Annotated in this window: 13 protein-coding genes; 1 reads left to right on the forward strand and 12 read right to left on the reverse strand. The window is 71.5% G+C overall.

Going from position 1 to position 12,536, the window contains the following annotated elements; all coding sequences use genetic code 11:
* Nucleotide 1: 1 nt before the first annotated feature.
* Genes cobA through cbiE form a run of 5 tightly spaced genes read right to left on the reverse strand, consistent with a single transcriptional unit; the run spans nt 2 to nt 4,230 of the window.
* The gene (gene cobA, locus MU449_RS04005) at nt 2-721 is read right to left on the reverse strand and encodes a uroporphyrinogen-III C-methyltransferase (RefSeq protein WP_244736718.1); all 720 of its coding nucleotides are present in this window, start codon (nt 719-721) and stop codon (nt 2-4) included.
* Nucleotides 718-2,007 (reverse strand): cobyrinic acid a,c-diamide synthase CobB, encoded by a 1,290-nt coding sequence (locus MU449_RS04010; RefSeq protein ID WP_244736719.1) that lies wholly within the window; start codon nt 2,005-2,007, stop codon nt 718-720. Before MU449_RS04010 ends, cobA begins: the two co-directional genes overlap by 4 nt.
* Nucleotides 2,004-2,750: a precorrin-4 C(11)-methyltransferase gene (cobM, locus tag MU449_RS04015; RefSeq protein WP_244736720.1), complete on the reverse strand. Its 747-nt coding sequence runs from the start codon at nt 2,748-2,750 to the stop codon at nt 2,004-2,006. The genes MU449_RS04010 and cobM overlap by 4 nt, the downstream gene beginning before the upstream one ends.
* A complete protein-coding gene (locus tag MU449_RS04020; RefSeq protein ID WP_244736721.1) occupies nt 2,747-3,082 on the reverse strand; it encodes a cobalamin biosynthesis protein in 336 nt (111 codons plus the stop codon). Before MU449_RS04020 ends, cobM begins: the two co-directional genes overlap by 4 nt.
* Nucleotides 3,079-4,230: a precorrin-6y C5,15-methyltransferase (decarboxylating) subunit CbiE gene (gene cbiE, locus MU449_RS04025; protein WP_244736722.1), complete on the reverse strand. Its 1,152-nt coding sequence runs from the start codon at nt 4,228-4,230 to the stop codon at nt 3,079-3,081. The genes MU449_RS04020 and cbiE overlap by 4 nt, the downstream gene beginning before the upstream one ends.
* Between cbiE and MU449_RS04030 the strand changes: the two genes are divergently transcribed.
* Complete coding sequence (locus MU449_RS04030; RefSeq protein ID WP_244736723.1) at nt 4,229-4,948, forward strand: cobalt-precorrin-6A reductase; 720 nt, start codon at nt 4,229-4,231, stop codon at nt 4,946-4,948. The genes cbiE and MU449_RS04030 overlap by 2 nt on opposite strands.
* Here the strand turns inward: MU449_RS04030 and cobJ are convergent.
* The 7 genes from cobJ to MU449_RS04065 are packed head-to-tail and all read right to left on the reverse strand — an operon-like array spanning nt 4,924 to nt 12,535.
* Complete coding sequence (cobJ, locus tag MU449_RS04035) at nt 4,924-5,658, reverse strand: precorrin-3B C(17)-methyltransferase (protein ID WP_244736724.1); 735 nt, start codon at nt 5,656-5,658, stop codon at nt 4,924-4,926. The genes MU449_RS04030 and cobJ overlap by 25 nt on opposite strands.
* A complete protein-coding gene (locus MU449_RS04040) occupies nt 5,655-6,380 on the reverse strand; it encodes a precorrin-2 C(20)-methyltransferase (protein WP_244736725.1) in 726 nt (241 codons plus the stop codon). Before MU449_RS04040 ends, cobJ begins: the two co-directional genes overlap by 4 nt.
* On the reverse strand, nt 6,377-7,006 hold the full coding sequence (locus tag MU449_RS04045; protein ID WP_244736726.1) for a precorrin-8X methylmutase: 630 nt from the start codon (nt 7,004-7,006) through the stop codon (nt 6,377-6,379). Before MU449_RS04045 ends, MU449_RS04040 begins: the two co-directional genes overlap by 4 nt.
* Nucleotides 6,990-8,024 carry a hypothetical protein gene (locus MU449_RS04050; RefSeq protein WP_244736727.1) on the reverse strand — a complete coding sequence of 345 codons (1,035 nt, stop codon included), beginning with the start codon at nt 8,022-8,024 and terminating at the stop codon, nt 6,990-6,992. The genes MU449_RS04045 and MU449_RS04050 overlap by 17 nt, the downstream gene beginning before the upstream one ends.
* Nucleotides 8,021-11,161: a cobaltochelatase subunit CobN gene (cobN, locus tag MU449_RS04055; protein WP_244736728.1), complete on the reverse strand. Its 3,141-nt coding sequence runs from the start codon at nt 11,159-11,161 to the stop codon at nt 8,021-8,023. Before cobN ends, MU449_RS04050 begins: the two co-directional genes overlap by 4 nt.
* 1 nt (nt 11,162) lies before the next feature.
* On the reverse strand, nt 11,163-12,194 hold the full coding sequence (gene cobW / locus MU449_RS04060; RefSeq protein WP_244736729.1) for a cobalamin biosynthesis protein CobW: 1,032 nt from the start codon (nt 12,192-12,194) through the stop codon (nt 11,163-11,165).
* A complete protein-coding gene (locus tag MU449_RS04065) occupies nt 12,191-12,535 on the reverse strand; it encodes a DUF1636 family protein (RefSeq protein ID WP_244736730.1) in 345 nt (114 codons plus the stop codon). The genes cobW and MU449_RS04065 overlap by 4 nt, the downstream gene beginning before the upstream one ends.
* Nucleotide 12,536 lies beyond the last annotated feature (1 nt).

A 12,536-nucleotide genomic window follows, 5' to 3' on the forward strand; every position in this document is an offset into this window, starting at 1 on the left:
CTCACTCCCCTTCCGCCAACGCCCCATAAAGGACAAGCGTCGGAAGATTGCCCGCCGGGGCATCGGCAAGCAAGGCCGCAAGCCCGGAAATCGAATGGCGGGACAGGGATTGTTCAGGGTGACCAACGCTTTCGGCCAACAGGGCCGGGGTTTCGGGGGGCATTCCTGCGGCCATAAGACGCGCGGCAAAGGCGGGGAAGGTCCGGCGCCCCATGAACAGCACCGTCACGGCGGCGGGATCGGCCAGCGCGGGCCAGTTCAGCCCCGGCGGCAGATCGCCGTCAAGGCCCGCCCCGGTCACGAACTGCACCCGCCGCGCGGTGGTGCGGCGGGTCAGCGGGATGCCCGCGGCGGCGGCGGCGGCCAGTGCCGAGGGGACGCCGGGCACGATCTCGTATCCGATTCCGGCGGCGGTCAGAGCGGCGATCTCCTCCTCCAGCCGCCCGAACAGGCCTGCATCGCCGGATTTCAGCCGCACGACCCGCGCCCCGGTGCGGGCGTGATCGACCAGCAGGCGGCTGATGTGATCCTGCTTCATCGACACGCGGCCCGCGCGCTTGCCGACCGCAATCAGGTCCGCCCCCGCCCGCGCATGGCCCAGCACCGGACCGGAGGCGAGGTCGTCGAACAGCACCACATCCGCCGCCTGCAAGCGCGCCACGGCCTTGAGCGTCAGCAGCTCGGGATCGCCCGGCCCGGCCGAAACGAAGGACACCGTCATGCGTCTTCCCCGATCAGGTGAAAGAAGGTGCCGGTGGCCTGGCCCCGCCGCGATCCGGTTTCCGGCACGCCCGCGCCGGTCGCGTCCCACACCTGCGCCAGCGGTGCGTCGGGCTGCGACAGGATCGTGGCATAGTGGAACTCGTGGCCCCGCGCGCGGGGCGGCAGGTGGGGCGCATCCAGTTCCGCCACGCGGTAGCCCAGATGCATGCGACGTTTGGCAAAGCTGGTCTCCAGCCCCAGAAGCCCGGCCATCCGGTGCCGTGTGCCATCCGCCGCGACCAGCCCCGCCCCCATCGCCATGTATCCGCCGCATTCGCCATGCACCGGGCGCGTGGCGGCGAATGCCGCCAACCCGTCGCGGAACGTGGCGCAGTCGGCCAGTCGCGCGGCGTGCAGTTCGGGGTATCCGCCGGGCAGCCAGCAGGCGGTGGCGGTCGGATCGGGTGCCTCGTCCGCCAGGGGCGAGAAGGGCAGGATCGTCGCCCCCATCGCCCGCCATCCCGCGATCAGGTGGGGGTAGATGAAGGAGAACGCCGCATCGCGGGCCAAGGCGATCCGTTCGGCGGGCGGCGGCACCGGCGGGACCGTCGCGGGGGGCAGGGAACAGGGGCGGGCCGCACCCTGCAACGCCGCAAGATCCAGATACGCGCGCGCAAGATCCGCAAGCGCGTCCAGCCGGGCGTCCAGATCGCCGGTCTCCTCGGCTTGCACCAAGCCCAGATGCCGTTCGGGCAATTCGGTGGCGGCGTTGCGGGGCAGGCAGCCGAAGACCGCAAGCCCCGCCTCGGCCATGCCGGCGCGGATCAGCGCCTCATGTCGGGGGCTGGCGACGCGGTTCAGGATCACGCCCGCCACCGTCACCCCGTCGCGAAAGGTGGCCAGCCCCCGCGCCACCGCCGCCGTCGTCTGCGCCTGACCCGAGGCGTCCAGCACCACCACCACCGGCCAGCCGGTCAGCGCCGCCAGATCCGCCGTCGCCCCCGTGCCCGACAGCCCCGCCGTCGCCACACCGTCGAACAGGCCCATCGACCCTTCGGCCAGCGCGATCGCGCCATCGCCGCCATGGATCAGGGACGCGATCCGGTCCCGCCCCATGGCCCATGTGTCAAGGTTCCACGACGCCCGCCCGGTGGCCGCGCGGTGAAAGGCGGGGTCGATATAGTCCGGTCCGCTTTTGAAAGCCTGCACCGCCACACCGGCCCCGCTCAGCGCGCGGGCCAGCCCCAGCATCACCGTCGTCTTCCCCGACCCGGAGGCGGGGGCGGAGATGATCAGCCCCCTCACCGGAAGCGCCGGTCATAATCGGGGGCGTAAAGGCGGCTTTCACCGAACCCTTCGGCGGCCAGCGTCCGCCCGATCAGGATCAGCGCCGTCCGCTCCGGCCCGCCCATCGCCGCCGTCTCCAACGTCGCAAGCGTGGCGCGGACCACCCGTTCCTCGGGCCAGCTTGCCCGCCAGACGATGGCGGCGGGGCAATCGGGGCCGTAATGGGGCAGGCATTCGGCCACCACACGCGGCAGGACGTGGATCGACAGATGCACCGCCAGAACCGCGCCGGTCGCGGCAAAGGCGGCAAGGCTCTCCCCCTCCGGCATGGCGGTGGCGCGGCCCGAGGTGCGGGTCAGCACGACCGACTGCGCCTGACCGGGCAGGGTCAGTTCCGCCCCAAGGGTCGCCGCGGCGGCGGCAAAGGACGGAACCCCCGGCGTGATGTCATAGGGGATGCCAAGATCGCGCAGGCGGCGAAGCTGTTCCCCCATCGCCGACCAGATCGACAGATCGCCCGAATGCAGGCGGGCGACATTGTGGCCTACGGCATGGGCCGCCCCGATCTCGGCCATGATGTCGTCAAGGCTGAGCGGCGCGGTGTTCACGATCCGCGCGCCGGGGGGGCAATGGGCGAGAACCCCTTCGGGCACCAGCGATCCGGCATAAAGGCAGACGGGGCAGGCGGCGATCAGATCCCGTCCGCGCAGGGTCAGAAGATCGGGGGCGCCGGGGCCTGCACCGATGAAATGGACGGTCATGCGGGATCTCCTTCCGCCAAGGCCAGCGTGATGCGCCCGTCGATGATGCGGCGGGGGCCAAGCAGCCGCGCCTCGGGGCCAAGCGCGGCAAGGGCGGCCGCCTCGGCCACCGAGCCTGTGCAGTGCCGCGCGCGCGATGCCGCGCTGTCCGTCGGCGTGACCTGCCGCGCCAGAACCGCGCGGGAAATGGCGATGACCGGCAGGCCGAGGCCATGCAGGGGGGCGATCTTGCTGTCCACCGTCGCCACCGCGTCGGCGTGAACCCCCGCCAGCGCCGCGCGCAGGTCGTCCACCGTCACGTCGCGGCGAAATCCAAGGCCCGCAACGATCATGGGCAGCACCATTGCACCAGCGGCCGGGACGGCGTCCAGCCGCGCCCCTGTCCCAGCGGGGCCGCCGTCTCGATCCCGACGCGCATCAGCCGTCCGCCGCGTTCGCCATGCAGCGCGATCAGCCGCGCCTCCGTCTCCAGCGTGACGGCGTTGATCACCAAACGGGCAGCGGGCAGGGCGGCCAGAAGCGTATCGGAAAAACCTCCGCCGATGAAAATCGCGGCGGGGGCGGTATCCGGCAATGTCTCCGGCGCCGCACCTTCCAGAACCGTCAGGCGGTGATCCACCCCGAAGGCGCGGGCGTTGGCGCGGATGTTCCGGGCCCGGTCCTCCCGCACCTCCACCGCCACCGCCGTGCCGCCCGCCAGACACCATTCCACCGCGACCGAGCCGGACCCCGCGCCGATATCCCACAGATGCTCGCCCGCGCGGGGGGACAGCGCGGCAAGGGTCATCGCGCGGATCGGGGCCTTGGTGATCTGGCCGTCATGGGCGAACAGCGCGTCGTTCAGACCGGCCACGCGGGGCAGGAACCCCGACCCTGCCGCCTCGATCGCCAGAATGCAGGGGGCGCGGGCATCGGTGATGCCGTCGCTGGCGGTCGTCTCGGTGATCCGCTCCCGCGGGCCGCCAAGCGCCTCGCCCAGCCAGATGCGGGAGGGGCCGTGCCCCTGCACCGTCAGCCAATCGGCCAGCTCTGTCGCCGCCGCCCCGTCGCGCAGCGTCACGATCACACGGCCGCCGCGCGTCAAAAGGGGGCGCAGGCGGGCGAACGGCGCGGCGTGCAGGCCCATCACCGCCACTTCCTCCAACCGCCATCCCAACCGCGCCGCCATCAGCGACGGGGTGGAGGGGGCGGGGATCGCCCGCCATTCGTGACGCTCCAGCGCCGCGGCCAGACCCGCGCCCGCCCCGTGCCAGAACGGATCGCCCGAGGCGAGGACCACCACCCGCCGCCCCCGTTCGGCCAGAACGGGGGTCACGCTGAACGGAACCGGCCACGGCCGCCCGCGCGCGCCCGCCAGCGCCAGATGCCGTGGGCCGCCGAAGATGACCTCGGCCCGGTCCAGCGCCGCACGGCTTGCGGGGGGCAGGCCATCCGGTCCATCTTCGCCGATACCGACGATCGTCAGCCAAGGGTCAGACATGACGCGCATCCTTCTTCTGGGCGGCACGACCGAGGCGCGGCGCATGGCCGAGGCTTTGGCGGGGACCGACACGCTCTACAGCTATGCCGGGCGGACGGCGGTGCCATGGGTGCCGCCGGTGGCGGTGCGGACGGGCGGCTTCGGCGGGGCCGAGGGCTTGGGCGCGTTTCTGCGGACGGGCGGGTTCACCCATGTGATCGACGCGACGCACCCCTTTGCCGACCGGATCAGCGCGAACGCCGTCGCCGCCTGCACCGCCATGGGCGTGCCGCTGATCGCGCTGGAACGCCCGGCCTGGGATGTGCCCGCGCAGCGCGTGCCGGATATGGAGGGGGCAGTCGCGGCCCTGCCAGAGGCACCGGCGCGCGTGTTCCTTGCCATCGGGCGTCAGAACCTGCCCGCCTTCGCCCATCTGCGCCATCGCTGGCTGGTGCGGCTGGTCGAAGATCTGCCCCAACCGCTGCCCGATGCCGATGTGGTGATCGACCGTGGCCCGTTCGCGGTGGAACGCGACATCGCCATGCTGCGCGCCCACGGGACCGAGATCGTCGTCGCCAAGAACGCGGGCGGCGAGGGGGCGCGCGCCAAGATCGACGCGAGCGTGGCGCTGGGCCTGCGGCTGATCCTGATCGACCGGCCCGTCCTCCCCCCGCGCCCTGTGATGCGGACGGTGGAGGCGGCGATGCGCTGGCTTCATGACACCCCCCGGGGGGTATAGACCCAACGCCCCGCCCGGCGCGTGGCGCGGTTGCCCAGAAGAACGACGGTCCGCATGTCGGCCATCTGCGGCGTGGCCTCCGCAAGGGTGACGGTTCGCAAGCTCTGGTCGGGGGTGGAGACGGCGCGGGCGAAGGTGATCAGCCGGTCGGAGCCGCACAGATCCCGCAGCAGGTCCAGAACCCGCGCGAACCCCTCGGGGCGCGCCTTGGACCGTGGATTGTAGAAGGCCATGGCGAAGTCCCCCTCGACCCCCGCACGCAGGCGGCGTTCGATCAGGGACCACGGTTTCAGATTGTCCGACAGGTTGATCGCGCAGAAATCGTGCCCGAGGGGGGCCCCCGCCGCCGCTGCGGCCGCCAGCATCGCGGTGATGCCGGGCAGGACGGCAATGTCGAGAGTGTGGAATGCAGGCTCGGTCTCTGCCACCTCGAACACGGCGCTGGCCATGGCGAATACCCCCGGATCGCCGGAGGAGACGACGACCACCCGCCGCCCCGCCGCCGCCATGTCCAGCGCGTGGCGGGCGCGCTCCGCCTCCACCCGGTTGTCGCTGGGATGCAGGGTCAGACCGGCGCGGGGGGCGATGCGCGCGACATAGGGGATGTAGCCCACCACGTCCGTGGCGTCGGCCAGCGCGGCAGTCACCTCGGGCGTGACCATGCCCTCCGCCCCCGGCCCGAGGCCTGCGATCCGCAGCCAGCCGGTCATGCCGACACCGGGCGGCGGCCTTGGCCGTGGACAAGGACGATGGCGAAATAGGGGCAGTCGTCGCCCGCCACCTCGGCCAGCCGGGCCACGCGCTGCGTGGGCATCGTCCCGCGCTCCACCAGCCAGGCCGCATCCAGCCGACCGGCGGCGGCCAGCGCACGCCGGATCTTCGGCAGGTGGCGGCCCGTCTTCATCACCACCAGCGCATCGGTGTCGGCGGCGCGGCGGGCCAGATCCTCCTCGGGCAGGGTGCCGGTCAGGACCGTCAGCACATCGTCGCCCCAAGTGATCGGCACCCCGGTCGCGGTCCAGCAGCCGGACATGCCCGGAATGCCGGGAACGACTTCGACCTCTGCCTGAAGACGCGAATGCAAGTGCATGAAACTGCCATAGAAAAACGGATCCCCCTCGCACAGGACGATCACGTCCTGAGTCTTGGCGATCGCGTCCAGTCGCACGGCCCATGTGTCATAGAAGGCGGCCAGGCAGGCGTTGTAATCGGGGTGGTCGACCGGGATCTCGGTCGTCACCGGATATTCCATCGCGTGTTCGGTGACGCCCTCGGCCAGCATCCCCTCCACGATCCGCCGCGCCTGTCCGGCCCGCCCCGCCTTGCGAAAAAAGGCCACATGCCGCGCGCCCCGGATCAGGCGGTCGGCGCGGACCGACATCAGGTCGGGATCGCCGGGGCCAAGGCCCGTGCAGATGACGCGACCGCTCATTCCTTGCGGCTCGCCAAGGCGTTGACGGCGGCGACGGTGATGGCCGATCCGCCAAGCCGCCCCCGCACGATCACCGCGGGGCATGGGGGGGCGGCCATCAGCGCCTCCTTGGATTCCGCCGCCCCCACGAAGCCCACGGGACAGCCGATGATCGCGGCGGGGCGCGGGCAGGCGGGGTCTTCCAGCATGTTCAGAAGGTGGAACAGCGCGGTCGGCGCGTTGCCGATCGCCACGACCGCGCCCGCGAGATGGGGCCGCCACAGCTCCACCGCCGCGGCGGAGCGGGTGTTGCCCATTTGGCGCGCCATGTCGGGGACCGACGGATCGTGCAGTGTGCAGATGACGGCGTTCTCTGCCGGCAGGCGCGGGCGGGTGATGCCCTCGCTGACCATCCGCGCGTCGCACAGGATCGGCGCGCCGTTCGACAGTGCCGCGCGGGCGGCGACGGCCATGCCGGGGGTGAACCGCACATCCGCCTCAAGCCCCACCAGCCCCGCCGCGTGGATCATGCGGACGACGACCGGCTCCTCCTCGGGGGTGAAGCGGGTCAGATCGGCCTCGGCCCGGATGGTGGCGAAGCTTTGGGCATAGATCGCCGCGCCGTCGGTTTCATAGCTGTGCGGCATTCGTGCCCCCGAGGAGTGTGATGCAGGCGTCGGGCGGAAGACCACGACGCTGCGGTGGGTCCGAGGCGCGACCGAACGGAATCAACCCGAACCCGTCCGGTAAGGCCACAAGGGTCGTTGCCGGATCGCGCGGGCGGGCGCAACCCTTGGCGCAGCCGGAGATGTGGAGCGTGCCTTGCACCCGCGCCGCCAGCGCCCGGGCCAAGGGGCGCGTGGGCGCGTGGCCCTGCGCGCAGGCGGGCGCGCCGGGGCAGGCCACGACCCGGCGCAGGGGATCGGCGTCGGACAGGATCAGATCGGGCCGGTCCGGGGCGGTGCGGCAGGGCAGGAACAAGGCCCGCCACGGGGTCAGAACAACCTCGCCCAAGGCCACCAGCGTGTCGGGGGTCAGTTCGCCGAAGGGCAGGCCGACAAGTGTGCCGTGGGGATGGGCCCCAAGCGCGGGCACCGTCGCAGGCGGCGGCGCGATGTCCCCCGCAAGATGCGGCGGCGGTGTGACATCCCGCATCCGTTTCGCGCCCGTCGTCAGGAACCATTCGGCCAGCGCGCGCACCGTCTCCGCCCCGCCGCGCCGTCCCAACGGCTGGCCATCGGCGCGGACCAGATCGCCCTCCAACCGGATATCGGCGGGGGTGTCGGCCATGACGCGCACCGCCCCGCGATCCAGCACGACGCCGAATTTCGGCGGCAAAGACAGATCCGCCAGGGCCGTGGTCAGCGTCGCCTCCATCGGGTCGGGGGCGAAGGGGGCGGCCAGAACGGGCGAGGCGTCCACCACCAGCCCCGCATCGCGCAGCGCCTCGATCAGAGGGGGGTGGGTGTCCTCGGTCACGCCCCGGATCTGCAGCCCGGCGCGCGAGGACAGGTCCATCCGGCCATTGCCGAAGCGCCGCGCCACATCGGCCACCGCCGCGCCTTGCGCCGCCGTCAGCCGCCCGCCGGGGGGGCGCAACCGCACCAGAAGCCCGTCGCCCGACATCATGGGGCGCAGCGCGGTGGGGCACCAGCCGCGGATCACAGCGTCACCGCGATGGAATTGCGCCGCGTGTGCCACAACCCCGCCTCGGCCAACCTGCGGAACAGATCGCGCAGCGCGGCCAGGGCCTGCGGATTGGCGCTTTCAAGAAACGCGGTCACGTCGGCATCGCCCAGCGTCGCGTCGTGATAGAGGTCGAACAGATGCGACGGCACCGCCCCCGCCAGATGGGCGAAGGCGGCCATGTTTTCCCCCGTGGCCACGATTTCCGCCGCGCCGCGAAAGCCGTGGGCCATCATTCCGCGTGTCCAGACGGGGTTCGCCGCACGGGCGCGGACCACGCGGGAGATCTCTTCGGTCAGAAGGCGGGCGCGGGGGGATGCGGGATCGGTGTTGTCGAGGTGATAGAGCGCGGGCGCGTCGTGGCCCAGCGCGTGCAGGGCGGCGGCGGGCCCCGCCTCATGCGCGGCATAGTCGGTGGCCAGCAGCAGATCGCTTTCCGCCAGATCCTGCGCGTGAACGAAGCTGTCGGTGGTGGCCAGACGCGCTTCCAGCCCCGCGCGGTCGCGGCGGCTTTCCCCATCCGTGCCGATCGCCCATTCCGACGCGCGCAGCCATGCGGCCCCGGCGGCCTCGCGCGCGGCGTCGGTAAACTCGGGGTTCGGGTCCATCCCGAGGCCGTAGCTGGCGGGGCGGGGGCCGAACACCCGCGCCGTCCGGTCGGCATAGGGGCCCGCATCCTCCCGCATCGCCAACGCCTCCGCCCCCGCCTGGAACATCTGCGCCAGACCGGGGAAGATGTCGCGGAACAGGCCCGAGACGCGCAGGGTCACGTCGATGCGCGGGCGGTCCAGCAGCGCGGGGGGGATGATCTCGTATCCCGTCACGCGCCCATCGGTCCATGTGGGGGCGAGGCCGGCCAGATGCAGGGCCATGGCGAAATCCTCGCCCGCCGTGCGCATCGTGGCGCTGCCCCACAGGTCCACCACCAGACCCTGCGGCCAGTCGCCATGGTCCTGAAGGTGGCGGCGCAGCAGCTCTTCGGCCAGACGCACGCCTTGGGCATGGGCGGCGGGGGTGGGCACGGCGCGGGGGTCGGTCGCGAACAGGTTGCGCCCGGTGGGCAGCACGTCCGACCGTCCCCGCGCGGGCGAGCCGGAGGGCCCCGCCGCCACGCGACGGCCCGCCAGCGCGGCCAGCAGCCCGTCGCGTTCCTGCGCGCCGCACGCGCCCCGGCCATAGATATGCAGCCCTTCGCCGAAGCGGCTTTCCTTCAGGTCGCAGACGAAACGGTCGATTTGGGGGATCGCCTCTGCCGCGCTGGCGTGTCGCGGGATGGCAAGGTCTTCCTCCACCCCCGCGGCGCGTGCCTCGGCCCGGATATCCGCGATGAGGCGGGTGCGGCGGGCGGGATCAAGGCCGTCGGCGGTGGAGTATTCGTCGAGCAGCCGTTCCAGATGCGCCAAGGATTCCGGCAGGGCGGCGGTGGTCAGGGGCGGGGGCAGGTGGCCCAGCGTCACGGCGCCGATGCGGCGGCGGGCCTGCGCCGCCTCGCCCGGATCGTTCACGATGAAGGGATAGATGACGGGCATCGCCCCGGTCAGCGCCTCGGGCCAGCAGGCGTCGGACAGGGCGACCGACTTGCCGGGCAGCCATTCCAGCGTGCCATGCGCGCCCACATGCACCAGCGCGTCGGCCTGCCCGCGCAGCCAGAGATAGAACGCCACATAGTCATGGCTCGGCACGCGTGTCAGGTCGTGATACGCATCCGCCCGGGTGTCGGGCGTGCCGCGTTCGGGTTGCAGCGCCACCAGCGCCGCGCCGTGGCGCGTGACGTGGAATATGGGATCGCGCACGGGATCGCCCCACGCCGCCGCCAGATCATCGCGCAGACGTTGCGGCAGGGTGGACAGGGCCGCGCGATACTCCGCCAGCGGCCAAGTGACCGTGCTGCGTTCGGGCGGGCCGATGTCATAGCCCGCCGCCGCCAGATCCGACAGGATCGCCTGCGCCGAGGCCAGCGCGTCCAGCCCAACGGCATGTGCGTCCTGATGCGCGCGTCCGGGATAGGTGGACAGGATCAGCGCCACGCGCCCCCTTTGACGCAGACGCGTCCAGGCCAGGACACGGTCGGCGATCGCGTCGATCCGCTCGGGCTCGGGGCGGTGGGCGAAGCGGGAATATTGCAGATCCGGATCGCGGGGGCTGGGCTGCTTGAAACTGGCGACGCCGGCAAAGATGCGGCCATCCACCTCGGGCAGCACGACATGCATTGCCAGGTCCGAAGGCGACAACCCGCGCTCAGACGCCAGCCAATCCTTGCGCCGCGCGGTGGACAGCGCCACCTGAAACACCGGCGCGTCCGACGCGTCGAAGGGGGTTCGGCCATCGGCGTCGCGCGCGGAAAACGCGGTCGCGTTCAGGATCGCCGCCGGGGCATGTGCGGCCAGGTGGTCGCGCATCCAGTCCGCCACCCCCGCCGTCTTCAACGATGGGGCGAAGACGCCATAGCTGTCCACCCCCCGCGCCCGCAGCGCCCGGATCAGCGCGGCGACCGGTTCGGTGTCGGCGGCGGTCAGGTAACTGCGATAGAACACCACGGGCACACCGTCTTGCGGGCCGATGATCCCGCCCTCGGGGCACCAGAAGCCCATCTGCGGCACGGTCTTTGCCCCGGCCACCGGCCCGGCGTAAAGCCCCGCCGCCAAGGCAAGCTGGGCCAGCGCGGCCTCTGCCGCCACCTCGCCCCCCGCATCGCACAGGGCCTGCAACCGCCGCAGCGTCCCGATGGGCAGGGTGGAGATCGCATCCAGCCGCGCATCCTCCCGCCCGTCGGCAGGCAGGACGGCCAGGGCGATACCCCGTCGCCGCGCCATGTCCTGAAGGGTGGCGAGGCCATAGGGCCAATAGGCCTCCCCCCCGATCAGGCGGACAAGAACCGCCTTCGCCCCGGAGAGCACCGTCTCGGCATATTGATCGACCGAGACGGGATGTTTCAGCGCGATCAGGTTGCACAGGCGCAGGCTGGGAAGGGTGCCGCCGCGATGCCAGCCCGCCGCGAACGCGCCCAGATCGCTGTCGGAAAACGACAGCACCACCAGATCCGCCGCCGTCTGGCCGGGATCGAAGGGGGTCGCGGTCTCGTCCAGACCGTGCTGTTCGCGGAAGACGACGTGCATGTCAGTCCAGAAGAACCTTGCGGATGGCGGCGGGGTCGATGTGGTCGTGTTCGGCAATGACCACAAGGGCGGAGCGGCGGTCGGCCCCCCACGGGCGGTCATACTGGTGGCGCACACGCTCGCCCACCGCCTGCACCAGAAGGCGCATCGGTTTGCCCGCGACGGCGACATGGCCCTTGACCCGCAGGATTTCCTGCTCGCGCGCCAAACGGCGGATGCGGGTGGCCAGATCCTCGGGGTCGGCGATTTCGGGCAGGTCGATGACCACGGTGTCGAAATCGTCGTGTTCGTGATCGTCCGCCCCGTCATGGTGGCTGGGGCGGGCGGCAAGGTCGTCCTCCGCCGCAGCACCCAGACCAAGGATCAGCGTGGGGTCGATCGTGCCTTCGGTCACCGCGATCATCGGCAGGGGGCGCGGCGCCTCGGCCAGGATCGCCGCGCGGGCCGCGTCCAGACCGTCTGTGCCCGCAAGGTCGGCCTTGGTCAAAAGGACGATGTCGGCGCAGGCGATCTGGTCCTCGAACACCTCGGCCAAGGGCGTGTCGTGATCGAGGCTGTCATCCGCCGCGCGCTGCGCCTGCACGGCGTCCACGTCGGGGGCAAACCGACCGGCGGCCACCGCCTCGGCATCGGCCAGCGCGATCACGCCGTCCACGGTGATCTTCGACCGGATCGCGGGCCAGTCGAACGCCTTCAGCAAGGGTTTCGGCAGGGCAAGGCCAGAGGTTTCGATCAGAATGTGGTCGGGGCGCGTGGGCATGGCCAAGAGCGCCTCGATCGTCGGGATGAAATCGTCGGCCACGGTGCAGCAGATGCAGCCATTCGCCAGTTCGACGATGTTTTCCTCGGGGCAATTCTCATCGGCGCAGGCGCGCAGGATGTCGCCATCGACGCCGACCGTGCCGAATTCGTTGACCAGCACGGCCAGCCGTTTTCCCTGCGGATGCGCAAGAAGATGGCGGATCAGCGTCGTCTTGCCGCTGCCCAGAAAGCCCGTGATCACGGTGACGGGGATTTTTGCCAGATCGGTCATGAAGACACCTCGAACGAAGGGATGCGTGCGATGACGCGTTTGCGGAAAATCAGCGGGCGGTCGCGCCAGGGCACGACGCCGTCGTCCGAAGCCGCGTATTTCGCGGCCCCGTCCAGAATGTCGGGGGCGTCCTCGGGTGTCATCTGGCCATAGACATAGGTCCATTTGCCGGGAGCCTGCAGGGCGACGGCACAGCCGCCCGAACAGGCGGACAGGCATTCCACCCCGCGCACCGCGACATCGCCCGCCGCCAGCGCGTCGCGCAGTTGCGCGCCCTGACGCGGTTCGGCCGAGGGATCGCGGCCCTTGCAGGTGGTGCAGACCAGAAGCGTGACCGTCATA

The sequence above is a fragment of the Falsirhodobacter halotolerans genome, assembly GCF_022899245.1.
GTDB classification, from domain to species: Bacteria; Pseudomonadota; Alphaproteobacteria; order Rhodobacterales; family Rhodobacteraceae; genus Falsirhodobacter; species Falsirhodobacter halotolerans.

What these genes read in the sequence shown, in the direction of transcription:
- cobW (WP_244736729.1), bottom strand. Translation starts at nt 12,194, where the DNA reads ATGACCGATCTGGCAAAAATCCCCGTCACCGTGATCACGGGCTTTCTG.
- MU449_RS04045 (WP_244736726.1), bottom strand. Translation starts at nt 7,006, where the DNA reads ATGCCGCACAGCTATGAAACCGACGGCGCGGCGATCTATGCCCAAAGC.
- MU449_RS04065 (WP_244736730.1), bottom strand. Translation starts at nt 12,535, where the DNA reads ATGACGGTCACGCTTCTGGTCTGCACCACCTGCAAGGGCCGCGATCCC.
- MU449_RS04020 (WP_244736721.1), bottom strand. Translation starts at nt 3,082, where the DNA reads ATGATCGTTGCGGGCCTTGGATTTCGCCGCGACGTGACGGTGGACGAC.
- cobN (WP_244736728.1), bottom strand. Translation starts at nt 11,161, where the DNA reads ATGCACGTCGTCTTCCGCGAACAGCACGGTCTGGACGAGACCGCGACC.
- MU449_RS04040 (WP_244736725.1), bottom strand. Translation starts at nt 6,380, where the DNA reads ATGAGCGGTCGCGTCATCTGCACGGGCCTTGGCCCCGGCGATCCCGAC.
- MU449_RS04030 (WP_244736723.1), top strand. Translation starts at nt 4,229, where the DNA reads ATGACGCGCATCCTTCTTCTGGGCGGCACGACCGAGGCGCGGCGCATG.
- cobA (WP_244736718.1), bottom strand. Translation starts at nt 721, where the DNA reads ATGACGGTGTCCTTCGTTTCGGCCGGGCCGGGCGATCCCGAGCTGCTG.
- cobM (WP_244736720.1), bottom strand. Translation starts at nt 2,750, where the DNA reads ATGACCGTCCATTTCATCGGTGCAGGCCCCGGCGCCCCCGATCTTCTG.
- cbiE (WP_244736722.1), bottom strand. Translation starts at nt 4,230, where the DNA reads ATGTCTGACCCTTGGCTGACGATCGTCGGTATCGGCGAAGATGGACCG.
- cobJ (WP_244736724.1), bottom strand. Translation starts at nt 5,658, where the DNA reads ATGACCGGCTGGCTGCGGATCGCAGGCCTCGGGCCGGGGGCGGAGGGC.